At 72.6% G+C, this 24,640-nt stretch carries 19 protein-coding genes; 7 read left to right on the top strand and 12 right to left on the bottom strand.

Going from position 1 to position 24,640, the window contains the following annotated elements:
* Positions 1-156: 156 nt before the first annotated feature.
* From ACQPWW_RS07455 to ftsY, 5 genes are all read right to left on the bottom strand, one after another.
* Positions 157-2,433 carry a [protein-PII] uridylyltransferase gene (locus ACQPWW_RS07455; RefSeq protein WP_433130442.1) on the bottom strand — a complete coding sequence of 759 codons (2,277 nt, stop codon included), beginning with the start codon at positions 2,431-2,433 and terminating at the stop codon, positions 157-159.
* Between the two features lie 15 nt (positions 2,434-2,448).
* Positions 2,449-2,787, bottom strand: coding sequence for a P-II family nitrogen regulator (locus ACQPWW_RS07450; protein WP_172862163.1), 339 nt, complete (start codon positions 2,785-2,787; stop codon positions 2,449-2,451).
* Between the two features lie 25 nt (positions 2,788-2,812).
* Positions 2,813-4,225 carry an ammonium transporter gene (locus ACQPWW_RS07445; RefSeq protein ID WP_433130440.1) on the bottom strand — a complete coding sequence of 471 codons (1,413 nt, stop codon included), beginning with the start codon at positions 4,223-4,225 and terminating at the stop codon, positions 2,813-2,815.
* 275 nt (positions 4,226-4,500) lie between these two features.
* A complete protein-coding gene (locus ACQPWW_RS07440; protein ID WP_355032146.1) occupies positions 4,501-5,364 on the bottom strand; it encodes an aminoglycoside phosphotransferase family protein in 864 nt (287 codons plus the stop codon).
* Positions 5,365-5,370: 6 nt separating this feature from the next.
* Entirely contained in the window at positions 5,371-6,558 is a 1,188-nt protein-coding gene (gene ftsY, locus ACQPWW_RS07435) for a signal recognition particle-docking protein FtsY (RefSeq protein WP_433130438.1), read from the bottom strand.
* Positions 6,559-6,674: 116 nt separating this feature from the next.
* Between ftsY and ACQPWW_RS07430 the strand changes: the two genes are divergently transcribed.
* From ACQPWW_RS07430 to ACQPWW_RS07410, 5 genes are all read left to right on the top strand, one after another.
* Positions 6,675-8,402: an alkaline phosphatase D family protein gene (locus ACQPWW_RS07430; protein WP_433130436.1), complete on the top strand. Its 1,728-nt coding sequence runs from the start codon at positions 6,675-6,677 to the stop codon at positions 8,400-8,402.
* Positions 8,403-8,412: 10 nt separating this feature from the next.
* Positions 8,413-8,853 carry a MarR family winged helix-turn-helix transcriptional regulator gene (locus ACQPWW_RS07425; RefSeq protein ID WP_433130434.1) on the top strand — a complete coding sequence of 147 codons (441 nt, stop codon included), beginning with the start codon at positions 8,413-8,415 and terminating at the stop codon, positions 8,851-8,853.
* A gap of 147 nt (positions 8,854-9,000) precedes the next feature.
* Positions 9,001-10,620: an MDR family MFS transporter gene (locus tag ACQPWW_RS07420; RefSeq protein WP_433130432.1), complete on the top strand. Its 1,620-nt coding sequence runs from the start codon at positions 9,001-9,003 to the stop codon at positions 10,618-10,620.
* Positions 10,621-10,629: 9 nt separating this feature from the next.
* Positions 10,630-11,124 (top strand): universal stress protein, encoded by a 495-nt coding sequence (locus tag ACQPWW_RS07415; RefSeq protein WP_433130430.1) that lies wholly within the window; start codon positions 10,630-10,632, stop codon positions 11,122-11,124.
* 42 nt (positions 11,125-11,166) lie between these two features.
* Entirely contained in the window at positions 11,167-11,694 is a 528-nt protein-coding gene (locus ACQPWW_RS07410; RefSeq protein ID WP_433130428.1) for a DinB family protein, read from the top strand.
* Positions 11,695-11,701: 7 nt separating this feature from the next.
* Here ACQPWW_RS07410 and ACQPWW_RS07405 read toward each other — a convergent pair whose 3' ends face one another.
* The 3 genes from ACQPWW_RS07405 to ACQPWW_RS07395 all read right to left on the bottom strand — a co-directional run bounded on the left by ACQPWW_RS07405 (position 11,702) and on the right by ACQPWW_RS07395 (position 16,488).
* On the bottom strand, positions 11,702-12,322 hold the full coding sequence (locus ACQPWW_RS07405; RefSeq protein WP_433130426.1) for an HAD family hydrolase: 621 nt from the start codon (positions 12,320-12,322) through the stop codon (positions 11,702-11,704).
* The gene (gene smc, locus ACQPWW_RS07400) at positions 12,322-15,936 is read right to left on the bottom strand and encodes a chromosome segregation protein SMC (protein WP_433130424.1); all 3,615 of its coding nucleotides are present in this window, start codon (positions 15,934-15,936) and stop codon (positions 12,322-12,324) included. Before smc ends, ACQPWW_RS07405 begins: the two co-directional genes overlap by 1 nt.
* A gap of 357 nt (positions 15,937-16,293) precedes the next feature.
* Positions 16,294-16,488 carry a hypothetical protein gene (locus tag ACQPWW_RS07395; protein WP_030487463.1) on the bottom strand — a complete coding sequence of 65 codons (195 nt, stop codon included), beginning with the start codon at positions 16,486-16,488 and terminating at the stop codon, positions 16,294-16,296.
* 392 nt (positions 16,489-16,880) lie between these two features.
* Between ACQPWW_RS07395 and ACQPWW_RS07390 the strand changes: the two genes are divergently transcribed.
* Together ACQPWW_RS07390 and ACQPWW_RS07385 are read left to right on the top strand one after the other, a co-directional pair.
* On the top strand, positions 16,881-18,149 hold the full coding sequence (locus ACQPWW_RS07390; protein ID WP_433134188.1) for a CAP domain-containing protein: 1,269 nt from the start codon (positions 16,881-16,883) through the stop codon (positions 18,147-18,149).
* Positions 18,150-18,266: 117 nt separating this feature from the next.
* The gene (locus ACQPWW_RS07385) at positions 18,267-19,109 is read left to right on the top strand and encodes an endo alpha-1,4 polygalactosaminidase (protein ID WP_433130422.1); all 843 of its coding nucleotides are present in this window, start codon (positions 18,267-18,269) and stop codon (positions 19,107-19,109) included.
* A gap of 246 nt (positions 19,110-19,355) precedes the next feature.
* Here ACQPWW_RS07385 and ACQPWW_RS07380 read toward each other — a convergent pair whose 3' ends face one another.
* The 4 genes from ACQPWW_RS07380 to ACQPWW_RS07365 form a co-directional block, all read right to left on the bottom strand.
* Positions 19,356-21,575, bottom strand: coding sequence for an MMPL family transporter (locus ACQPWW_RS07380; RefSeq protein WP_433130420.1), 2,220 nt, complete (start codon positions 21,573-21,575; stop codon positions 19,356-19,358).
* 221 nt (positions 21,576-21,796) lie between these two features.
* Complete coding sequence (gene mutM, locus ACQPWW_RS07375; protein WP_433130417.1) at positions 21,797-22,654, bottom strand: bifunctional DNA-formamidopyrimidine glycosylase/DNA-(apurinic or apyrimidinic site) lyase; 858 nt, start codon at positions 22,652-22,654, stop codon at positions 21,797-21,799.
* On the bottom strand, positions 22,647-23,588 hold the full coding sequence (gene rnc, locus ACQPWW_RS07370; RefSeq protein WP_433130416.1) for a ribonuclease III: 942 nt from the start codon (positions 23,586-23,588) through the stop codon (positions 22,647-22,649). Before rnc ends, mutM begins: the two co-directional genes overlap by 8 nt.
* Positions 23,585-24,571: a phosphate acyltransferase gene (locus tag ACQPWW_RS07365; RefSeq protein WP_433130414.1), complete on the bottom strand. Its 987-nt coding sequence runs from the start codon at positions 24,569-24,571 to the stop codon at positions 23,585-23,587. The genes rnc and ACQPWW_RS07365 overlap by 4 nt, the downstream gene beginning before the upstream one ends.
* Between the last annotated feature and the right edge of the window lie 69 nt (positions 24,572-24,640).

The following is a 24,640-nucleotide window of genomic DNA, read 5'->3' as shown; positions in this document are numbered from 1 at the left end:
CCGTCATTCTGCCCGCGCCGACGCCCTCCGACGTGCGTCCACGAGCGGCACCGCCGCTACGCCCCCGGACGTACCCGCCGTCGCAACCCGGCCAAGCCCACGCACGGCTCAGGGCAGCCGGGGCAGAGCCGCGCGGTCGCCGAGGGGAGCCGCGGGTCAGACGGCGGCCAGGACCGCTTCCTCCAGGCGCGCTCGGGCCTCGTCGTCCGGCCAACCGCCCACCAGGTAGAAGGCGTCCACCACGTCGGCGCCGAGGGTGGAGATGCGCGCCGCGCGGACCAGCGCGCCGGCCTCGTCGAGCGCGCAGGTGACCCGGTAGAGCAAGCCGGCCGCGTCAGCAGCGCGTAGCTCCAGCAGCACGGCGTCGGTGGCCGCCTCGCGGTGCCAGACGACCCGGGGAGCGGCACCGCCGCCCCGGGCGGCGAGCGCCCGGCCGCGCAGTCGCTGGGTGACCGACACGTCGCCGCCGACCGCCCGGCGCAGGTCGGCGCGGAGCGGCACCGGATCCGGCGGCAGGCCGTAGCGGGGTTGCACCCGGCACTCGACGAGGGCCCGGCCGTCGACGACCGACGCGTCCGCGGAGATCACTTCCAGCCGGTGCAGGGCCAGGCAGCCGGCGACAGTGGCGAGCAGGCCCCGCCGGTCGGCTGCGGCGACCGACACCCGGTCCCCGGTCAGGTGGACGACCGGCAGTGGCCCGGCCAGCAGTGCCGGGTCCGGCGCCGGCGGCTCGGGCAGCACACCGGTGTCGAGTGCGGTGCGGACCCGGCCGACCAGCTCGGCGACGAGCCGGCCCTTCCAGTCCGACCAGGCCGCCGGCCCGGTCGCCGCCGCGTCGGCCCGAACCAGCGCGTGCAGAAGGTCGAGGGTGCCGGTGTCACCGACCGCCTCGGCCACCGAGGCGATGGTGACCGGGTCGGCCAGGTCCCGGCGGGTGGCCACGTCGGGCAGCAGCAGGTGCAGACGGACCAGCGTGCCGATCAGCTCGACCTCGCTGGGGGGCAGACCGATCCGGGTCGCCGCCGCTTGGGCCACCGGCACCCCGACGGTGCTGTGGTCGCCGGTCAGGCCCTTGCCGATGTCGTGCAGGAGAGCACCGAGGAGCAGCAGGTCGGGGCGTTCCACCTCGCGGGCGTGCCGACTGGCCTCGTGCGCGGTCTGCACGAGGTGCCGGTCGAGGGTGTAGCGGTGCACCGGGTTGTGCTGGGGCAGGCTGCGTAGCCGGGTCCACTCGGGCAGCCAGCCGTCGACCAGGCCGTACCTGTCGCAGGTCTCCCAGGCGGGCACCAGGCCGGGACCGGCGCCGAGCAGGGTGGTCAGCGCGGCCCGGGCCTCCGCCGGCCAGGGCGCGGGCAGCGGCGGGCAGTAGGCCGCCAGCCACTCGCAGGTGGCCCGCGCGATCGGCAGGCGGGTCGTGGCGGCGGCGGCAGCCACCCGCAGCGAGAGGCTCGGGTCGGGGCGCGCCCCGATCGCCGTCCGGGCCAGCACCAACTCGCCGTCGTGCTCGACCACGTCGCGGGCCACCGGTCGGCGCGGCGAGCGGCCGTTGCCGCCTCGGGACCGGCCGGAGCGCAGCCGGTCGGCGGCGCGGAAGGCGTCATCCAGGGCATGGCTGACAGTGCGTGCGTCCCCGGCGACCCGGCGCAGGAGAGCGTCGCCGTCCTCCAGACCCAGCAGGGCGGCCACCCCGTCGCGTTCCTGGGCGACCAACCGGTCGACCCGGCGGCCGACCTGCTGGTGCAGGGCGTCCCGGGTGTCCAGCAGGCGAAGGTGGGCGGCGCGTACGGCGGGACGCAGCGCGTCGGTGATGCCGGCGGCGGAGATCGCCCGCAGCAGACCCACGTCGCGCAGGCCGCCGGCGGCCTCCTTGAGGTCGCCCTCCAGCAGGAACGCCAGCTCACCGTGGGCCTGCCAGCGCGCGGTGGTGACCTCCCGCAGGCCGGGCAGGTGTCGTACGGCGGTGCGCCGCCAGTGATCGGCGGCGGTCCGGCTCAGCGCGTCGGCAAGCGTCTGGTCGCCCACCACCAGCCGGGCGTCGAGCAGCCCGAGGGCGACCTTGACGTCGTCCTGGGCGACGGAGAGCGCCTCGGCGACGGTTCGCACCGAATGGTCGAGTCGCAGGCCCGCGTCCCAGATCGGATACCAGATCGAGGCGGCCAGCTCGTTCGTGCCGGGCACCCCGGCGTGCAGCAACACCAGGTCGAGGTCGCTGTACGGGGCACACTGGCGGCGGCCCAACCCCCCGACGGCGAGCAGTGCCACCCCGTCCTGTGCCGGCAGCAATCCGCGCAGAAACGTGTCGTACGCGGCGGCGCGGGCCAGCCGAGCGGCCTCCCCGATCCCCCCGGGAACGCCGACGACCTCGTTGATCAAGAGGTGCGCGTCACCGTCGACGGTGTTGCCTGACGCGTCCTTCTTGATCAACGAGGTCATGTCGTGTGGGCCAGGTCAGAGTGCGTCGAGGCCGCGTTCGCCGGTACGCACCCGGACGACCTCTTCGACACCGGTGACCCAGACCTTGCCGTCACCGATCTTGCCCGTGCGGGCCGCCCCGACGATGGCGTCCACCACCTTGTCCACGTCGATCTCGTCGGTGAGCACCTCTACCCGGATCTTGGGCAGGAACTCGACCGTGTACTCGGCACCCCGGTAGACCTCGGTGTGCCCCTTCTGCCGCCCGTACCCCTGAACCTCGCTGACGGTCAGCCCGGCCACCCCGAGGGCGTGCAGGGCCTCCTTCACCGCGTCCAGTTGGTACGGCTTGATGACCGCGGTCACCAGCTTCATGTCCAACCCCTCCATCCCAGGAACGTTAACCGGCGACCTTTTCGCTTACCGGCTCGGCGGACTCCGCCTCCGGCTTGACGCCACTCGTCGTGCCGCCACCGGGGGTGCCGATGCCTGCCATCGCGAACGCGCTGCCCGTGCCGCCACCGGCCGGGGACAGGTCGTAGCTGCTCTCGGCGTGCTCGGCGATGTCGATGCCCTCGACCTCCGCCTCACCCTTGACCCGGAAGCCGATTGTCTTCTCGATGACGAAGGCGAGCCCCCAGGCGACGCCGAACGACCAGGCGGTGACGATCAGGCCGGCGAGGGCCTGCCGCCCGAGCTGGGTCACGCCGCCGCCGTAGAAGAGCCCGTCGGAGGCGCCCACCACGTCGGTGATCGCGGCGTTCACCGAGTTGGTGGCGAAGAGGCCGAGCCAGAGCGAGCCGATCCAACCGCCGACGAAGTGCACGCCGACCACGTCGAGGGAGTCGTCGTAGCCGAGCTTGTACTTGAGGCTGACGGCGAGCGCGCACACGGCACCGGCGACGATGCCGAGCAGGACGGACGCCCACGGGGCGATGAAACCACAGGCCGGGGTGATGGCGACCAGACCGGCGACGGCGCCGGACGAGGCACCGACCATCGTCGGCTTGCGGGTCTTCACCCACTCGACAGCGATCCAGCCGAGCACCGCAGCCGCCGTGGCGAGCTGGGTGTTGATGAAGGCGAGGCCGGCGACCGAGTCGACAGTCAACTCCGAACCGGCGTTGAACCCGAACCAGCCGAACCACAGCAGACCCGCGCCGAGGGCGACAAGCGGGATGTTGTGCGGCTTCATGCCCTCCCGCGGCCAACCGAGCCGCTTACCGAGCACCAGCGCCACGGCGAGGGCCGCCGCACCGGCGTTGATGTGCACAGCGGTGCCACCGGCGAAGTCCAGCGCGTGGATGTCACCGCCGATGATGCCGCCGCCCCACACCCAGTGCGCGACCGGGAAGTAGACGAGCGTGGCCCAGCCGAAGGCGAACAGCAGCCAGCCGGCGAACTTGGCCCGGTCGGCGATGGCACCACTGATCAGCGCGACGGTGATCACCGCGAAGACCATCTGGAAGGCCATGAACACGTAGAGCGGAATCCCGATGCCGCTGGGGTTCTCCGCAGTGGCACCCCACAGGTCGGACTCGGCGAGGAAGGTCTTGGTGCCGAGGTACGCGCCCGGGTCACCCCAGAAGCCGTTCACGTCGGTCCCGAAGGCGACGCTGAAACCGTAGAACCACCACAGAATAGAGATGAGCCCGATAGCGGAGAAGCTCATCATCATCATGTTGAGTACGCCCTTGGCCCGGTTGAGGCCGCCGTAGAACAGCGCCAGTCCGGGGGTCATGAGCAGCACGAGCGCGGTCGAAACCAGCAGCCACGTGGTATTGGCGCCGTCGATCGTCGGTGCTTCAGGCACGCTGGCCTCCTAAAGGTGAAGTCCTCCTTCGCGGCTTTCCGGGGCAGCGTCGCCCGTAGGCCGGTTGCGCGGAAGCTTCGCGGCCGGCTGTTTCACCCACGGTCCCGTGCGGGTTTCCGGTTCGTGACGGGTTGTTTCGTACGTGTCACGAAGTCCGCACAGTCAGCGGCATGGACAATGGTGGATCGTTCGGACGGCGAACGTCGATGGCTGACCGGCCAGACCCATCGACCGGTCCGCGTGCCGGGACCGGCCGAGCATCGACAGTTCGGCGCTCAGCGGAGGGCGTTCTCCAGGGCGTGCCGCTCGTAGTCGAGCAGCCGCAGATCCCGCATCGGCCGGCGCAGGTGCCCCTTGTGCACGATCCGGACGAACGCCGGCTCCCCGGCGGCGGCCATCCGGCGGATCCCCTCGACGTGGTCCACGATCCGTTTGCGGATGGTCCGGATCAGCCGGTGCCGGTCGCGCGGAATCAACCCGTACGCGTCGGCGAAGAGCCGGAGCCGGCGCGGCCGGTCCGGGTGCTTCCAGCCCAGCGTGATCGAGTCCCGGTCCGCGAAGATCGGCACCCAGGTCCAGGCCGCGTACGCCACGTCGTAGATCCGCGCCCCGGGCGAGGCGAGGTCGAAGTCGATCAGCCCGAGGGTGCCGTCCGGCCGCCAGATCACGTTGTGCGGCGCGGCGTCGTGGTGGCAGATCACCTCGGTGTCCGGCGGCGGGGGCCCGAACGAGCGCCAGACCGCCCCCGGCGCGGGGGTGAACCCGTACTGCGCGTCGTGGAACATCCGCAGCATCGTGGCGACGGTGACCAGCGCCTCGTCGGTCACCCAGTGCGGGGCGAGCGGGTATTCGCCGCACTCCCCCTCCAGGTACGACAGCACCTCACGGTTGCGCTCGTCCATCCCGAGCGCCCGGGGCGCGCCGGTGAAGCCCACGTACTCCAGGTGCCGCAGCAGGGCGTGCACGGACGGCGTCCACGGCCCGGCGTTGCGGCGGACCGTGTCACCGACGCGGACGACGGTGCTGACGTTGCCGCCGTGCAGCGGGATCTCCTGCGAAGTCACGTACGGTCTCCCGAGGCGCTGCGAGGGGTGGCCGGGCTCGCGCCAGCCCGCGTACGCGCGATCGTCGGTGGTCACCCGAGACTACGCGTCCCGTCCGGTGGCCTCGGACCCCAGCAGCGCGTCCACGAACTGCGCCGGGTCGAACGGGGCCAGATCGTCCTTGCCTTCGCCGAGGCCGACCAGCTTCACGGGGATGCCGAGCTTGCGCTGCACGGCGATCACGATGCCACCCTTGGCGGTCCCGTCGAGCTTGGTCAACACGACACCTGTCACGTTGACCACCTCGGTGAAGACCCGGGCCTGTTCCAGGCCGTTCTGGCCGGTCGTGGCGTCCAGGATGAGCAGTGTCTCGTCGATCGGGCCCTGCTTCTCCACCACGCGCTTGACCTTGCCCAGCTCGTCCATCAGGCCGACCTTGTTCTGCAGGCGGCCGGCGGTGTCGATGAGTACGGTGTCCACGCCGGTGTCGATGCCGCGCTTGACCGCGTCGAAGGCGACGCTGGCCGGGTCGGCGGCCTCGGGCCCCCGGACGGTCTCCGCGCCGACGCGCGAGCCCCAGGTCTCCAGCTGGTCGGCGGCGGCGGCCCGGAAGGTGTCCGCGGCGCCGAGCAGCACGGTCCGGCCGTCGGCCACCAGCACCCGGGCGATCTTGCCGCAGGTGGTGGTCTTGCCGGCGCCGTTGACGCCGACGACCAGGACCACGGCCGGCACGCCGTCCTTCGGGGCGGTCCGCAGCGACCGGTCCAGGCTCGGGTCGAGCGCGTTCACCAGCTCGGCGGCGAGCAGCGCCCGCAGCTCGGAGGCGGAGCGGGTGCCGAGCACCCGGGTGCGCTCGCGGAGCCGGTCGACGATGTCGCGGGTGGCGTCGACGCCGACGTCGGCGGTGATCAGGCTGTCCTCGATCTCCTCCCAGACGTCCTCGTCGAGGTGGTCGCGGGCGAGCAGGCCGAGCAGGCCCTTGCCGAAGACGTTCTGCGAGCGGGACAGCCGCGAGCGGAGCCGGACCAGTCGCCCGGCGGTCGGCTCGGGCACCTCCACCGGTGCGGGCGCCTCGATGACCGGCGGTGGCTCGACCAGGACGCCGGTGGACAGATCGGACTCCGGTGCCTCCACCGGCGGGCCGGCGAGATCCTCCTCGGCTCTGGTGTCGACCTCGGTGCGGGGAAGCGGGGGCTCGGGCCGCCGCCGCAGTCGCGGCACGACAAGCCCGACTGTGCCGGCGATCAGCACACCGAGCAGGACCAGAGCGAGGACGAGATATTCGGCCATGCCGGAATCCTGTCAGATGGCGGCGACGGCGTCCCAGCCACCGCACCCCGGGCGGTGCCCGGAGTCTCCACCACCGCACCCCGCCGGTGCCCGAAACCGGCGGTAGGCTCGGCCGCATGCCCGCCGCACACCTCCTCATCGGCCCCCTCCTGCGGCGAGTCGTCGACACCCGGGCCACCATCTGGGTGGAGACGGCGGCGCCCGCCGTGGTCACCGTCCGCACCGCCAGCGGCGCCACCGGCACCGCGCCCACCTTCTCGGCGTACGAGCACCACTACGCGTTGGTGGTGGTGGAGGGGCTCACCCCGGACAGCGAGACCACCTACGAGGTGCTTGTCGACGACGAGGTGGTCTGGCCGGTGCCGAGCAACGGCTTCCCGCCGAGCGTGATCCGCACCCGGGCCGTCGACGACCGGGACCAGCCGGTCAACCTGATCTTCGGCTCGTGCCGGGAGACCACCCAGCACGCCACCACGCGGAAGCTGCCGCCGGACGCGCTGGACGCGTACGCCCGGCGGTTGATGGCCGACCCGGAGTCGAACCCGCTGCCCGACCTGCTGGTGCTGCTCGGCGACCAGGTCTACGCCGATGTCACCTCGCCCACGGTGCGCCGGCTGCTGCGCCGGCGGCGGCGGCGGCCGAAGGGCGCCCCGGCCGACCAGGTGGTGAGCTTCGACGAGTACACGAAGCTCTACCTGGAGTCCTGGCGCGATCCGGAGATCCGCTGGCTGCTCTCCACAGTGCCGAGCGTGATGATCTTCGACGATCACGAGATCATCGACGACTGGAACACCTCGGCGGCCTGGCGTGCGGAGGTGCGCGAGCAGCCGTGGTGGCAGGAGCGCATCGGCAGCGGGCTCGCCTCGTACTGGGTCTACCAGCACCTGGGCAACCTGGCCCCGGACGAGATCGCCGCCGACCCGGTCTTCGCCAAGGTCGCCGCCGCCGAGGACGCCACAGGTGTGTTGCGTGAGTTCGGGCACCGGGTCGACCAGGAGTCGGACCTGGCGCACGACACCGAACGCTGGCGCGCGGTGCAGTACCAGTGGAGTTACGCCCTGGATCTGGGCCGGACCCGGTTGGTCATGCTGGACAACCGGTGCAGCCGGGTGCTCGATCCGGGCAGCCGGGCCATGCTGCCACCGGGCGAATGGTCCTGGTTCCTCGACCAGGCGCACGGGATCTACGACCACCTGGTGGTCGGCGCGTCGCTGCCCTGGCTGCTCCCGCAGGGCATCCATCACATCGAGACGTGGAACGAGAAGCTTGCCGAATCGCGTCGACCCTGGGTGGCGCGCGGGGCGGAGAAGCTGCGCCGCGCGCTGGACCTGGAGCACTGGGCGGCGTTCCGGCGCTCGTTCGAGGCACTCGCGGAGACCTTCGCCCGGATCGGCACCGGCACCGCGAGGCAGTCCGGCGCGCGGGTCGGCGCAGGCCCGGCGTACGCACCGCCGGCGTCGATCAGCGTGCTCTCCGGGGATGTGCACCACTCGTACGTGGCGCGGGCCCGGTTCTTCGACCCGGCGGTGGTCACGCCCGTGCACCAGCTCACCTGCTCGCCGATCCACAACCAGGTGCCGGCCGGCATCCGTCCGCTGATGCGGTTGGGCTGGTCGTCGGGCCCGGCGGGGGCCACCCGGGCGTTGGCCCGTTCGGCGGGCGTACGCCGGCCGGGGGTGCGCTGGCGCAAGCTGGCCGGTCCCTACTTCGGCAACGCGGTCGCCACGCTGACCCACAAGGGGCGCGGGGCGGATGTCGTCATCGAGGGCACCACGAAGGACGGGCACCTACGCCCCGTGATGCGGCGTCGACTATCCGCCAGTGACGAGCCGACCGCGTCGTAGTCTCTACGCCGTGGATGAGCACCTGCCGGAGCCGATCCGGGCGGTCGAGCACGAGTTGACCGCTCTGCTGCGTCGTGGGCGGGCGGTTTCCTGGGAGATCGCCCGGGAGGTGCATCCGAATCTGGAGCCGAACACCTACGGGCTGCTGCTCTGGTTGCGGCGCAGTGGGTCGATCCGGTTGACCGAGTTGGCGGCGCTGCTGGGTGTGGGCAAGGGCACGCTGAGTCGACAGATCAACGCGCTGGAAGCTCTCGGGCTGGTCCACCGCGACCCCGATCCGAGCGACCGGCGGGCCGCGCAGATTTGCCTCACCGACGAGGGTCAGCGCCGGTTCGACGTCGCCCGCGCGGCCCGGTTGGGCGAGTTCCTACGCGCGCTTGACGGCTGGCCGAGCCGGGACGTCGAGGAGTTCGCCCGGCTGCTCGGCCGGTTCAACGACTCCTGGCAGTAGCGGCCCCTCGGCGGGGAATAGCTCGCCCGTTCGCCAAGTTGTTGCTTCAGGCAACCAAGGCATACGGTTGCTTCAGGCAACTCCCAGGCGGCCCGCGCGCGCCCCCCGCCGCCGCTCCACCTCGACTCCATTCGGAGGCAATACACGATGAGCCAGGCCACAGTCCCCACTCGGGCGGCCGCCGTCGACATGACCCACCGGCAGATCCTGGAAGCGCTCTCCGGCCTGCTGCTGGGCCTGTTCGTCGCGATCCTCTCCTCGACGGTCATCTCGAACGCGCTGCCGCGGATCATCACCGAACTGCACGGCGGCCAGTCCGCGTACACCTGGGTGGTCACCTCGGCCCTGCTCGCGACCACCGCCACCACCCCGATCTGGGGCAAGCTCGCCGACCTGACGAGCAAGAAGACCCTCGTGCAACTGGCCCTGGGCATCTACGTGCTGGGCTCGGTGCTGGCCGGCCTCGCGCAGGGCACCGGAGAGCTGATCGCCTGCCGGGTGCTCCAGGGCATCGGCGCCGGCGGCCTCACCGCGCTGGCCCAGGTGATCATGGCGACGATGATCGCGCCGCGTGAGCGGGGCCGCTACAGCGGCTACCTCGGCGCCGTGATGGCCGTCGGCACCATCGGTGGCCCCCTGATCGGCGGCGTGATCGTCGACACCTCCTGGCTCGGCTGGCGCTGGTGCTTCTACGTCGGCGTGCCGTTCGCCATCGTCGCCCTGATCGTGCTCCAGAAGACCCTGCACCTGCCGGTGATCAAGCGGAAGGCGCAGATCGACTGGTGGGGCGCCACCCTGATCACCGCTGCCGTCTCGGTCCTGCTGATCTGGGTCTCGCTCGCCGGCGACCAGTTCGCCTGGGCCTCCTGGCAGACCGCCGTCATGGTCGTCGGCGCGCTGCTCCTCGGCGCCCTCGCCATCCGGGTGGAGACCCGGGCCGCCGAGCCGATGATCCCGCCGCGGCTGTTCCGCAACCGCACCATCACCCTGGCCGTCGTGGCCAGCATCGCGGTCGGTGTCGGGATGTTCGGCGCGTCGATCTTCCTCGGCCAGTACTTCCAGATCAGCCGCGGGCAGAGCCCGACCATGTCCGGCCTGATGACCCTGCCGATGATCCTCGGCCTGCTTGTCGCCTCCACCGTCATCGGACGGGTCATCACCAAGACCGGCCGCTGGAAGCGGTACCTGGTGATCGGGTCGGCGCTGCTCACCATCGGCTTCGCGCTGATGGGCACGCTCCGCGCGGACACCAACTTCACACTGCTCAGCGTCTACATGCTGCTGATCGGTGTCGGCCTGGGCATGACCATGCAGAACCTGGTCCTCGCCGTGCAGAACACCGTCGGCCCGCACGAGCTCGGCGCGGCCAGCTCGGTGGTGGCGTTCTTCCGCAGCCTGGGCGGCGCGATCGGCGTCTCCGCCCTCGGCGCGGTGCTCGCCCACAAGGTCAAGGACTACACCGCCGACGGGCTGGCGCAGCTCGGCATCCCCGCGTCCAGCTCCGGTGGCGGTGGCACCCTGCCCGACGTGCACACCCTGCCCGGCCCGCTGCGGGCGGTGGTGGAGAGCGCGTACGGCCACGGTGCCGGTGACATCTTCCTGACCGCCGCCCCCTTCGCGCTTGTCGCGCTGATCGCGGTGGCCTTCATCAAGGAGGTGCCGCTGCGCCAGCACAACGGCAACCCGGTTTCCGACGAGGTCGAGCGGGAATCGACAGTCGCAGCCGGCGCGGGCGCGGCAGTGGTCCCCACCGGCGAGCAGAGGTGAGGTAGAGCGATGAGCGTGGGAGCACCGGACCGCGAGGAGTACGGCCCCCGAACCCGCCCGCTGCCCTTCGAGCGCGGCACCGACGGCCCGCGCGTGGTCATGGTGGGCGTGGACGGCACCCGTACCTCCGAGCGGGCCGGTGCCTACGCGGCCGGCCTGGCCCGCCGGCAGGGCGCCGCCCTGGTGGTGGTCTTCGTCAGCTCGGCCAGCGGGCTGACCGCGCTGGTGCCCGGCATGGACGCCGGCGCGGTCCAGCGCACCCACGACGAGGTGGCCGACGAGCTGCGCCGGGAGTGCCGGCGCGGGGCCGAGCAGTGGGGCATCCCGGTGACCTTCCTGTTCCGGCGCGGCGACGCGTACGGCGAGTTGTGCGCGGCGGCCGACGAGTTCCAGGCCGACATGGTGGTGGTGGGCACCTCCGAGCAGGCCGGTCACCGGTTGGTCGGCTCGGTCGCCACCCGCCTGGTCCGCACCGGCCGGTGGCCCGTCGTCGTGGTGCCCTGAAATCCGGTCGCGACTGTCGTACCCGAGCCGCAGGATGACCCGATGACTTGGAGAGCACCGGAGATCGACCGCAGTCACGAGCCCCTTGTCGCTGATGAGCGCGCCATGCTTGACGGCTGGCTCGATTACCACCGCGACACCCTGCTGCACAAGTGCGCCGGCCTGACCGCCGAGCAGTTGCGCACGGCAAGCGTCGAGCCGTCCGGCCTGAGCCTGCTCGGGCTGGTCCTGCACATGACCGACGTCGAGCGCTCCTGGTTCCGCCAGCGCTCCGCCGGCCAGGACCTGCCCGACCTCTTCGACTACGACACCGACAACGACGCCGACTTCCATGCCGCGTCCGGCGCCGACGCGGAGGGCGCCTTCGCCGCCTTCCGGGCCGAGGTCGACGCGGCACGGGCGGCGGTCGAGGGACGGTCCCTGGACGAGACGTTCGAGCTGACCCGCAGCGACGGGACCCGCACCTTCAGCCTGCGCTGGGTGTACGTCCACATGATCGAGGAGTACGCCCGGCACAACGGCCACGCCGACCTGATCCGGGAACGCATCGACGGCGTCACCGGCGACTGACCGACGTTCAGTAGTCCAGGGCCGCCCGCAGGTAGCGCAGGTCGGCGTGACCGCCCCAGCGGTGCGCCGACAGCCCGGCGGAGCGGGCGCCCCGCACTGCCCAGTCCTCGTCGTCGACGAAGAGGACCCGGGCCGGCGGGGTGGCCAGCGCCTGGCAGGCGGCCTGGAAGTACTCCGGGGCCGGCTTGTGCACGCCGATCGTGGAGGAGTTGACCACCACGTCCAGCTCGCCGACCAGGTCGAGGGCGGCCAGGTCGGCGTCGAGCAGGTCGGTGGCGTTGGTGGCCAGGCCGACAGTGATCCCGGCGGCGCGGACCTCCCGGACGAACGCCAGCACCTCCTGGTCGACCTCGCCCCGGTAGCGCTGCCACTGCTCGACGGCGGCGCGGCTGCGTTCCGGGCTGCCCACCGACTCGGTCAGGGCGTCCGCCACGCTGCTCATCCACTCGGCGTGGCTGACCTGACCGGTGAGCACCGGCTGGAGCCGTCCCCACTGCATGGCGATCTCGCCGAGCACGCCTTCGGAGAGGCCGTACTCCCGCTCGACAACGGCGGCCACCGCCGGATCCCACCGGCGCAGTACGCCGTCGAAGTCCAGCAGGAGCGCCGTCGCGCGTTCCCGAGCCACTACCCGTTCTCCTCGCCGCGGCCGTGCCGCTTGTCGTCCTCGTCGGCCCGGTTGAGCCGTTGGCTGATCACCTGGGTGACCCCGCTGCGCATTGTCACTCCGTAGAGCGCGTCGGCGATCTCCATCGTCCGCTTCTGGTGCGTGATGACGATCAGCTGACTCTTCTCCCGCAACTGTGCCAGCAACGTGATCAACCGGCCCAGGTTCACGTCGTCCAGGGCCGCCTCCACCTCGTCCATGATGTAGAACGGGCTGGGCCGGGCGCGGAAGATCGCCACCAGCATGGCCACCGCGGTCAGCGACCGCTCGCCACCGGAGAGCAGGGACAGCCGCTTGATCTTCTTGCCCGGCGGGCGGGCCTCCACCTCGACGCCGGTGGTGAGCAGGTCGTCGGGGTCGGTGAGGATCAGTCGGCCCTCGCCGCCGGGGAAGAGCACTGTGAACACCTGCTCGAACTCCCGGGCGGTGTCCTCGAAGGCGCTGGCGAACACCTCCAGGATCCGCTCGTCCACGTCCTTGACAACGGTGAGCAGGTCCCGACGGGTGGCCTTGAGGTCCTCCAGCTGCTCGGAGAGGAACTTGAAACGCTCCTCCAGCGCGGCGAACTCCTCAAGCGCGAGCGGGTTGACCTTGCCGAGCAGGGCCAGTTCGCGTTCCGCCTTGGCGGCCCGCTTCTCCTGCACCGGCCGCTCGTAGCGCACCGGCTCGGGCACCGGCAGGCCGTCGCGTTCGGCCGTCGCGACGTCGACCTGGGTCGGCGGGACGGGCTGCGCCGGGCCGTACTCGGCGACAAGCGTCTCCACGTCCAACCCGAAGTCCTCGGCGGCCTTCGCCTCCAACTGCTCGATGCGCAGCCGCTGCTCCGCGCGGGCCACCTCGTCGCGGTGCACCTGGCTGGTCAGCCGCTCCAGCTCCGCGCCGAGGCGCTTGGCCGCCCCGCGTACCTCCTGCAGCTCGGCCTCCCGGGCGGCGCGTTCCCGGGCGACAGCGTCGCGGTGCTCCTCGGCCGTCGCGATCGAGCTGGTCAGCCGGGTGAGCGCCTCCCGGGCGCCGCTGGCGACGGCGCGGGCGATGCTAGCGCCCCGGGTGCGCGCGGCTCGCCGGGCCGCGGCGCGTTCCCGCGCCGCCCGCTCCGCGGTGGCCTGCCGGGTCAGCGAGTCGGCCCGACCGGCGATCGAGGAGACCCGCTCCTCGGCGGTACGCACCGCGAGCCGGACCTCCATCTCGTTCTGCCGGGCCTGCGGCACCATGGCGGCGAGCTGGTCGCGTTCCTCGCTGGACGGCTCGGCGTCGACCGGGGTCTCCTCGGCCAGCCGCAGCCGCTCCTCCAGCTCGGCGAGCGCGGTGAGGTCCCGCTGCCGCGCCGCCTCGGCACGGGCTCGGGACTCGCCGAGGCGATCGGTCTCCGCCTTCGCGGAACGCGCCGCCGCGCCCAGCTCGGCCAACCGGCGGGCGGCGGCGTTGCGGTGGCTCTCCGCCTCGCGCTTCTCGGCGGCGGCGTGCTGCACTGCCTCCTTGGCGGCGGCCACCTCGGCACGCGCCTCGACGAGCTGGTCACGCAGCTCCGCGCCACCGCGCTCGGCGGTGAGCCGGTTGCTGCGGGCCTCCTCGACGGCCGCCTGCACCTCGATGTAGCTGGGGGCCTTGGCCGACCCACCGGCCGCCGCGTACGCCCCGACCACGTCGCCGTCCGGGGTGACCGCCCGCAGCTCGGGGTTGCCGGCGACCAGGTCGGCCGCGGCGGCGAGATCGTCGACGAGCGCCACGTCCCGCAGTGCCCGGTGTACCGCCGGGCGCAGCTCGTCGCCGCACTCCACCAGGTCGGGAGCCCATTTGGCGTCATCGGGCAGCTTCGGGCGCAGCGCGTCGGCGGAGCCGGTCATGCCGGGCCCCGCCGGGCTGCCGACGAGCAGACCGGCCCGGCCGGCGTCGGAGATCTTCAACAGCCGCATCGCCTCGACGGCCTCGTCCACCCCGCTGACGGCGACCGCGTCGGCGAGACCGCCGAGCGCGGCGGCCAGCGCGGCCTCGTGTCCGGGCGCGACGGTGAGCAGCCCGGCGAGGCTGCCGAGCAGGCCGGGTACGTCGTCGGCGCGGGCGAGCAGCGCCCCGGCGCCGTCCTTGCGCCGCAGACCCAGGGCGAGCGCCTCCTCCCGGGCCTTCCAGGTGGCGGCGTCCTTCTCCGCCGTCCGTTCGGCGTCGGCAAGCGATCGCACCGTGGCCTGCGCCCGCTCCTGCACGGCGACCGCTTCGGCGTGCCGGGCGTCCAGGTCCGCGTTGTCCCGGTCGGCCTCGGTGGACTGGGCGGCCACCGCGTCCAGGTCGGCCTGTGCCTGGTCGGCGCGGCCCAACGCGTCGGCGTGCGCGACGGCGAGCCGTTCGATCTCCTCACCGGCGCTGGTGGTCCGGGCCCGGGCCGAGTTGACCTGACCGGTGAGCCGGGCCATTCCCTCGCGCCGGTCGGCGATGGCCTTGGCCGCGGCGACCAGCTCCCGCTCGGCGGCGGCGAGCTGCCGTTCCAGCTCCTGGCGGTGCTCGACCGCCTCGGCCAGCCGGATCTGGTCGTCGGTGAGCGCCGCGCGCAGCTCCTCCTCCTGCTCGCGGACGCGTTCCGCCTCGGCTTCCAGCTGGTCCGGGTCGCGCCCGGGCCGTTCGTCGTCGCCGCTGGCGCTGAGGTGCCGCAGCCGCTCCCGGGCCAACTGCTCGATGGAGCGGAAGCGTTCCTGGAGGGCGGACAGCTTGTACCAGGTGTCCTGGGCGGCGGCGAGCAGCGGAGCGTCCTCCGCGAGAGCGGCCTCCAGCTCGCCGAGCCGGCCCTGCACCTCGGCGTGCTCGCCCTCGATCTGCTCACGCCGCTCCCGCAGCGCCGTCTCGTCGGCGATCTCCCGGTCCAGGGTGGTCCGCAGGGTGGCCAGGTCGTCGGCGAGCAGGCGCAACCGGGCGTCGCGCAGGTTGGCCTGGATGGCGGCCGCCCGGCGGGCCACCTCGGCCTGCCGGCCCAGCGGCTTGAGCTGACGGCGCAGCTCGGCCGTGAGGTCGGTCAAGCGATTGAGATTCACCTGCATCGCGTCGAGCTTGCGCAGCGCCTTTTCCTTGCGCTTGCGGTGCTTGAGGACGCCGGCCGCCTCCTCGATGAACGAGCGGCGGTCCTCCGGCTTGGCGTGCAGCATGCCGTCGAGACGGCCCTGCCCGACGATGATGTGCATCTCCCGGCCGATGCCGGAGTCGGACAGCAGCTCCTGGATGTCGAGCAGCCGGCAGGTGTTGCCGTTGATCTCGTACTCGCTCTCGCCGGAGCGGAACATCCGGCGGGTGATGGAGACCTCGGTGTACTCGATGGGCAGCGCGCCGTCGGTGTTGTCGATGGTGAGGGTGACCTCGGCACGGCCCAGCGGCGCGCGGCCGGCGGTGCCGGCGAAGATGACGTCCTCCATCTTGCCGCCGCGCAGCGCCTTGGCGCCCTGCTCGCCGAGCACCCAGGCGATGGCGTCGACGACGTTGGACTTGCCGGAGCCGTTCGGGCCCACCACGCAGGTGATCCCGGGCTCCAGCTTCAACGTCGTGGCGGAGGCGAAGGATTTGAAGCCCTTCACCGTCAGGCTCTTGAGATACACCTTCTCGATCCTCGTCCGGTGGCCGCCGTACCGTCGCCGGCTGTGGGGACCTGGGTGAACTCGCAGACTAACCCGGTGGTGGGAGCGGGCGGGCACGCGACCCGCCCCGGGCCGCGTGCGGCGCGGGCGCGGGACGCGAGCGCGCTGTTGTTCTGGCGGTCACGACAGGGACGAGGGCCGTTCATGATCGGCTTATCACTCGGAGCGCTATTCGGATACCGAGGGCGCGCCAAGGGCGGGACCGACCACAAGATCATAAATCGTCGGCGCCGAAAGGGGCCGGACAGTGTTGCGCGCCGGCACAGAGGTGTCGGCGCGCATTTTGCGAGAGTGCGATTCAGTTTTGCGACACGGAGATCAGGTCAGCGCCGGCTCGGCCAGACGGAGCAGATCATCTGCCTCCGCCGCAGCCGCCGCAAGCCGATCATTGTCGGCACGCAACCGTGTGATCTCGAACTCCAGTGCCTGAACCCTGGAACGCAGTCGGGTGACCTCGTCGAGCAGACGCCGGTCGGGCGCTGCACCTACGTGGCCGTAGAGGGCCTTCGCCATGCTGACTCCTTGATATGCGCTGCCGGAAAGGCCGGCCAACGCGCGCCCATTTGTACGCGGCTGTCATTCCAGCTGTATCTGGGCATGACCGGGCGCGACTGGCGACACCTATATATTGAGCCGCAAACCCCTCCTTCGTCAAGTTCTCGCAGGCCGTAGATCATCTCTACGTCGACCTGTCCACTTGTCGGGGGGCTGCCGCAATGGCACGGACACGCTCTGTCCGGACACCTTTACTGTACGCCCGGATCCGCGGAATTACGCACCCTGGCGTCCGAGTTCCCCTTAACTCTTCCTTAGCCACGTTGCCGCAGGTCGCAGGCGCGCCGTAGCGTCACCCCGGCCCGCAACCGACCCGTGGAGGCATAGGCGTGTACGGCTGGACCGACCCGATGGACCCGAACGGCGCCTCCCGGCGCGCCGAGCGGCCGACCGACGAGCCGACCTGGCTGCACGACCGTCCGGAGCCCCGCTCGACCTACCTGTTCGGTGACGAGCCGGACCGGCCCGGCGACGAGTGGCACCGGGAGCAGCCCCCGACCGGCTGGCAGTCGGCCCCGGAGACCCCCGGCCCACCGGCCGACGCCCACCCCGCCGCCTGGCGGGACCACCGCCCAGAGCACGAGCCGACCGAGCGCTGGCACGACGGCGCCCCCGCCGGCCCGACCACCGACGGCTGGCACGGCAGCGCCCCCGCCGGGCCGACCGGCGACGGCTGGCACGGCAGCGCCCCCGCCGGGCCGACCGGCGACGGCTGGCACGGCAGCGGCCCGGCCGGAGCGACCGTCGACGGCTGGCACGGCGACGCCGACCCGGAGACGACAGGTGGTTGGCGGCCCGACGCCGGCCCGGAGACGACAGGTGACTGGCCCGCCGACGCCAGCCGGACCGGCGAGGGGCGACACCGCTCCCCCCGCCGTTGGCGACGACCGCTGATGATCGGTGGCGCCGCCGCGGCGGCCACCCTCGTGGTGAGTCTCGGCATCGGCGCGCTCGGGCTGCCCGGCGGTGACGACGGGGCCAGCCAGCCGACGGCCGTCGACGACACCTTCGCCGCGTCGGAGGCGCCGACCGAGGAGCCGACGCTCGACACCCTCGCCGCGCCGTCCCCGACCAGCACGCCCAGCCCGACCCGGCCGAGCCCGACACCGAGCAGGACCGTCAAGCCCACCCCGGAGGCGTCGCGTACCACCGCCGCGTCACGGCGCGGCGCGTCACGCACCAGCGCGCCGAGCACGAGCAACGGCTCCACCGGTTCCGGTGGCTCCAGCGGCACTGTCAGCGCGCAGGCCCGTGAGGTGGTGGACCTGGTCAACGCCGAGCGGGCCAAGGCCGGCTGCGCGGCGCTGAGCATCGACGACAAGCTGATGACCGCCGCCCAGGCGCACAGCCAGGACCAGGCCGACCACAAGAACATGTCGCACACCGGCAGCGACGGCAGCAACGCCGGCGTGCGGCTGGACCGGGTCGGCTACGCCTGGCGCACGTATGGCGAGAACGTGGCCTGGAACCAGCAGACCCCGGCCGCGGTGATGGACGCCTGGATGAACAGCTCCGGTCACCGGGCCAACATCCTGAACTGCGCGTTCACCGAGATCGGCGTCGGGATCGCCAGCAGCAACGGGCCGTACTGGACCCAGGTCTTCGCGGCGCCGCGCTGACCGCGCGTCGTTCGCGCCCCCGCGCTCGTTTGACCCGGTGAGGTACGCCGGGCCGGAGCGTGGGGGCGGCGTACCGGTGAGGGCGGCGACGGGCCGTCCGGGACCCGGGAGCTGCCGATGCGGATCCGGCCGCGGCGACGCGTCGCCGTACGCCCACTGCGCCGCGTCCTGTCCGCCGGCGTCGCACTCGTCCTGGTGGTGCCGGCGTACGGATGTCGACCCGAGCTGACCCCGCCCGGCGCACCCACCCAGTGGCCGGCCGCGCAGGCCCGCCAGTGGCAGTGGCAGTGGCAGCTCAGTGGCCCGCTCGACCCGGCGGTGGAGGCGGACGTCTTCCTCCTCGATCCGGTGGACACCACCACCGCGCAGACCGCCGAGCTGCGGTCCCGGGACCGCCGGCTGATCTGCCAGGTGCACGTCGGCTCGGTCCACTCCGCCGACCCGGACGCCAGCCGCTTGCCGACCGTCGTGCAGGGCGCGGCCGCCCGTCGACCGGACAGCCGTTGGCTGGACGTCCGCAGCTGGGACGCGCTGGAGCCGGTGCTTGCCGACCGGTTCCGGTTGTGCCGGGGCAAGGGCTTCGGGGCGGTGGCGTTCGCCGACGCCGACGGGTACGCGTCCCGCACCGGCTTTCCCCTCGACTTCGACGACCAACTGCTGTTCAACCGCCGACTCGCCGAGCTGGCCCGCGCACTGAGCCTCTCCCCCGGGCTGGTCAACGACGTGCCGCAGCTCGCCGCGCTGGCCCCGGACTTCGACTTCGCGGTCAACGAGGAATGTGTCCGGCTGGGCCAGTGCGCCAAACTGTTGCCGTTCGTCGACGCGGGCAAGCCGGTCTTCCACGTGGAGTACGACACCTCGACCGACGACTTCTGCGTCACCACCGTCGGCTACGGCTTCGCCTCGATCCGGAAGGACCGCAACCTGGACGCGTGGCGGGAAGCCTGCCCACTGCCCTGAGACGGCGGTGGCCGGGCTGCCGTCGGGACCCGCCCACACCCCGCCTCGCCACAGCGCGCCCCCGCCGCTGCGCGCCCCCGCCGCTGCGCGCCCTCGCCGCTTGATCGACTCGACTTTCATGATGTCGCGGTATTGCGCGGCTAGGGATACCGCGACATCAATGAAACCGAGTTGATCAAGCGGCGCGGACCGGGTGGGGACGGCGGTGGCCGGGCTGCCGTCGCAGGCCGGCCACCGCGGCCTGGTTCAGGGCACCGGCACCAGCTCCGGGGTCGGGGCCGGCGGATCGGCCGGCGCGGGCGCGGGGCGCGGGCGCAGGAAGCGCGGTGCCCACCAGTTCGCATCGCCGAGCATCGTCATCAACGCTGGCAGCACCACTCCGCGGATGATCGTGGCGTCCAGCAGGATCGCCGCCGCCAGACCGATGCCGAGTTGCTTCATGTCGATGGTGCTCAACGTGGCGAAGATCGAGAACACGCCGACCATCACGATCGCCGCGCTTGTCACCACCCCGGCCGACGAGGTGATCCCGTACGACACGGCGTCGCGGTTGGGCATGCCGGCCCGGATCCCCTCGCGGATCCGACTGACCACGAAGACGTGGTAGTCCATCGAGAGGCCGAAGAGCACCACGAAGAGGAACAGCGGCAGCCAGGACACGATCGCGCCCATCGAGGTGAAGCCGAGCAGCCCCTCGGCCCACTGGCCCTGGAAGACAAGCACCAGCAGCCCGTACGCGGCACCGGCGGAGAGCAGGTTCAGCACGATCGAGCTGGCCGCGACCACCACCGACCGGAATGTGAACACCATGACCAGGAACGTCAGCACCAGCACGAAGCCCATCACCAGCGGCAACTTCTCCCGGACGTGAGCCGCGTAGTCCTCGCTGTCGGCAACGCTGCCGCCGACCGCGTACTCGATGCCGGGAATGCCCCGCAGCTCCGCCGGGACCAGGTCCGTGCGCAGCTTCTCCAGTGACTGCACCGACCGGTCGTCCCGACTGGCGTACGGGGTGGCGACGTCGAGGACCGACACCCGCCGGTCGGCCGACACCTCGATCTTCGGGCCGTCCGCCTCGGCCGGGGCGAACAGCGGATCGCCGGCGGCCCGGGTGGACAGCTCGGTGAGGGCGGCGCGAACCCGGTCGGCCTGCTCGGCCGGGGCCCGGACGGCCACCACGTGGTTGGTGCCGGTGCTCGGGAACGCGGCGGTGAGCCGGTCGTACGCCTGCATCGCCGGTGTGGTGCGCGGCAGGTCCTCCATGCCGGGGAACTTCAGCTTCATGCCGAGCGCCGGCGCGGCCAGCGCGAGCAGCAGGCCGACCGAGATGACAAGCGTCACCACCGGAGCGCGCAGCGCCGGCCGGAGCAGCGCCGGCCACAGCCGGGGCGTGCGGGGCTCGCCGTGCCGGCCGGTGCGCGGGGCGGTCAGCCGCCAGAGCAGCGGCACCCGGGGCCGGTCGACCCAGCGGCCGAGCCTGGCCAGCAGGGCGGGCAGCACGGTCAGTGAACCGGTCACGGCGACGGCGACCACCAGGATCGAGCCGACCGCCAGGGACGAGAAGACCACGTCACCGGCGAGCAGCAGCCCGGACATCGCGATGATCACGGCGAGACCGGAGACCACCACGGCGTGCCCGGAGGTCTCCGCGGCGATCTCCACCGCGTCCAGGCCGGAGCGGCCCTTGGCCCGCTCCTCCCGCTCCCGGCGGATGTAGAACAGCGAGTAGTCGACCCCCACCGCCATGCCGATCAGCAGGATCACCGGTGACGTGGTGTCGGTGGCCGGCACCAGGTGCGAGGCGAGTGTGGACAGGCCCATCGCGGCGGCGACCGAGGAGAGCGCCAACAGCACCGGGACGCTGGCCGCGATCAACGCGCCGAACGCGATGATCAGGATGGCCAGGGTGACGGGCAGGCTGAGCAGCTCGGCGCGCTCGAAGTCCTTGCCCAGGGTGTCGTCGAGCGCCTGGCCGATCGAGGGACCGCCGACCTGCTCGACCCGCAACTGCGGGTGTGCGCTCTGCACGGCGGCGGTGGCGTCGCGCAGCGGCTGCACCCGATCCGAGGCGGTCTCCGGGTCGCCGGACATGGTGATCGGCAGCAGCAGCGCCGAGCCGTCCCGGGCGGTGACCGGCTGACCAACCTCGGCGACCCCGGTGACCGTGCGCAGCCGGGCCGCCGCGTCGTCGGCCGCCGCCTTCGCCGCCGCCGGGTCCAGCGCACCGCCCCGTGAGGTGATGAGCACGTTGTCCACTGCCGGATCGTCGAAGTCACCGGCGTCCACGATCAGGCTGGCCCGCCCCGCCTCGCCGATCGCCTGGTCGGCGCTGGTGGCCTCGTTCAGGCCGGCGGCGTTGCCACCCACGAAGCACACCGCCACGAACACGACCCACATTGCGATCGCCCGCCACGGGTGCTCGGCGCTCCACCGCGCCAGCCGCACCGTCACCGGTCTTGTCCCCATCTCGGGTCCCCCTGTCACGTCAACCCCCTGTCAACGGTGCTGACGTTAGGTGCGTGGCGAGGTGGTCACATCGGGGAACGGCCCTGGCCCGCCCCGGAGCCGGTACACCGAGGACGGCGGGCCGCGTTAGGGGCATCAGCCCACGAATCGGATGTACGACGGGGTGCGGCCCGGAGCGTCCGGCCGCGACCCGCCGGTGCCGACCCGGAGCCGACTCCGGGTCATCCCCGGAGGGAACCCCGGGGCCGTGGCTGGCAGCGCGGGCAGCTGTACGAGGATCGGTTCATGAACGCCTCGCGGCGGATCGGCGCTCCGCACCGTCGGCACGGCTCGCCCTCGCGACCGTAGGCGTTCAGTGCCCGGTCGAAGTAGCCGCTCTCGCCGTTGACGTTGACGTAGAGGGCGTCGAAGCTGGTGCCGCCCACGCTGATGGCCTCGGCGAGCACGTCGCGAACGTGGCCGAGCAGGCGCTGCGCGGCCGGCCCGGTCAGCGCGTCGGTGGGGCGGGCGCCGTGCAGCTCGGCACGCCAGAGCGCCTCGTCGGCGTAGATGTTGCCCACCCCGGAGATCAGGGTCTGGTCGAGCAGGGCCCGCTTCACCTCGGTGTGCCGGCGGCGCAGCGCGGCGACGAACGCCGCGTCGGAGAACTCCGGGTCCATCGGGTCGCGGGCGATGTGCGCGATCTCGTCGGGCAGCTCGGCGCCGCCCTCGCTCACCGAGAGCCCGCCGAACGTGCGCTGGTCGACGAAGCGCAGCTCCGGCCCGTCGTCGGTGAACCGGAATCGGACCCGCAGGTGGGTCTCGTCGGTGGTGCCGGGTGGCTGGAGCAGCATCTGGCCGGACATACCGAGGTGCCCGATGATCGCGTCACCGCTGTCCAGTGGCAGCCACAGGTACTTGCCCCGCCGGCGGGCGTCCAGCACGGTCCGGCCGGCGAGCACGTCGGCGAAGTGCACGTCGCCCGGGATGTGCCGGCGCACCGCGCGCGGGTGACGGACCTCGACCGAGGCGATCCGGCGGCCGACCACCCACTGGGCCAGGCCCTGCCGGACGGTCTCCACCTCGGGTAGCTCAGGCACGCCGCAGGCCCGTCTCGTGGCCGTCGGCACCCCCGGCCGGCAGGGACTGCGCCAGGTGGTCGGCCTGCTCGGCCTGTGCCGCCCGCCCGGCGCGTTCCAGCGGCCCGAACGGCTCGTCCCGGTCGGCCGAGCCGTCCGGGTCGATCAGCTGGCCCCGCCCGTCGTCGCTGACCTTGCCGCCGTCGCCGGCCCGGCCGTCCTGACCGTCGTCGCCGGCCTGGCCGTTCTGCTCGGCGAGCGTGCGCCACGCGGCCTCGGCGGCCCGCTGCTCGGCTTCCTTCTTGCTGCGCCCCTCGGCGCCGCCGTACCGGTTGCCGGCCACCACCACCCAGGCAGTGAACGTCTTGAGGTGATCCGGGCCGGTGCCCTCGATCCGGTACTCCGGAACGCCGAGCCCGAGCGCCGCCGTCAGCTCCTGAAGGCTGGTCTTCCAGTCCAGCGCGGCGCCCCGACCGGCCGACTCGGCCATCAGCGGGTCGAAGAGCCGGTGGATGACGATCCCGGTGGTGTCCAACCCGTACTGGAGGTAGATCGCCCCGAGCAGCGCTTCGAGCGTGTCGGCGAGGATGCTCGCCTTGTCCCGGCCACCGGTGGTCTCCTCGCCCTTGCCGAGCAGCAGGTACGCGCCGAGGCCGTCCGGGCCCAGGCCACGGGCCACGTCGGCGAGCGCCCGCATGTTGACCACGCTGGCGCGCAGCTTGGCCAACTGCCCCTCGGGCAGGTCCGGGTGGTTGTGGAACAGCGCGGTGGTGATCACCACGCCGAGCACCGAGTCGCCGAGGAACTCCAGCCGCTCGTTGGTGGGCAGCCCGCCGTTCTCGTACGCGTACGAGCGGTGGGTCAGGGCGCGCTGTAGCAGCTCGGGTTCCAGGCTCACGCCGAACGCGGCTTCCAGGTGACCGACGGACGCCCGCCGCCGCTTGTCGTTGCTCATGATGTGCGTACCTCGGTGTCGGTGGAGCGATCGGTGCGGTCCATCGCGGCGTCGCCGTCGAGCAACGCCGAGACCAGATCGGTGGCGCGCCGCCGCCACAGGTGGGCGGCCAGGGCTATGCCCGAGGCGACGTCGTCGGCGCGAGCGGAACCGTGGCAGACGACCACCGTCCCCGCGACGCCCAGCAGGGCGGCCGCGCGGGGCGCGCCGCCCTCCGCGGGTGGGCCACCGGCCATCGCGTACGCGCCTTCGATGGCTTTGAGCAGCACGTTACCGGTGAAGCCGTCGGTGACGACCACATCGACGCGCGCGCCGAGGGTCACGTCGTACCCCTCGACCAGGCCGACGTAGCGCGCCCCACCGGGCAGCGACTCGACGGCGAGCAACGGGTCGGTGGCCCGACGGACCCGGTCGCCCTTGCCGGCCTCGGTGCCGACCGACAGCAGCCCGACCCGCGGCGCGGCGATCGAGTGCGCCACCGCGGCGTACGCGGCGCCGAGCACGGCGTGGCGGGCCAGGGTGGCCGGGCGGGGCTCCAGCGAGCCGCCGACGTCGAGGAGCACGACCGGCCCGGCCACTGTGGGCAGGGTGGCGGCAAGCGCGGGTTGGCGGATCTCCGGCCAGCGACCGAGGCCGAGCACGGCCGCGGTGACCGTGGCGCCGGTGGCGCCGGCGGAGACCAGGGCGTCGGCGGTCCCGTCGCGGACGGCGGTGACCGCGGCCCGGACCGTGCTCTCCGCGCGGGCGGCGCTGGGATGGTCGGCCATGCCGACGACATCACGGACGGGCCGCACCGTGATCCGCGCACGTTGCGGCGGATCGAGGGCAGCAATCAGCTCGTCGGCGACCTCGGCGGGGCCGACGAGAAGCAGATGCAGGTCAGGGTCAGCGCGCATGGCCCGCAGAGCGCCGTCAACCACGACGGCGGGAGCGTCGTCCCCGCCGAGGAGGTCAACGGCGATCCGCGCGGTGCCCGGCTCCATCGGAACGCCGGCCGGAGTGGGCCGGCCAGCGTCGGAGGAAGCCGGGGCACCGGGCGAATGCCAGGGTGC

The organism is Micromonospora sp. CA-240977, from assembly GCF_050942285.1.
Taxonomy (GTDB): Bacteria; Actinomycetota; Actinomycetes; order Mycobacteriales; family Micromonosporaceae; genus Micromonospora.
Note: the sequence above shows the minus strand (reverse complement) of the source record. Positions and strands in the feature narration are given on the sequence as shown.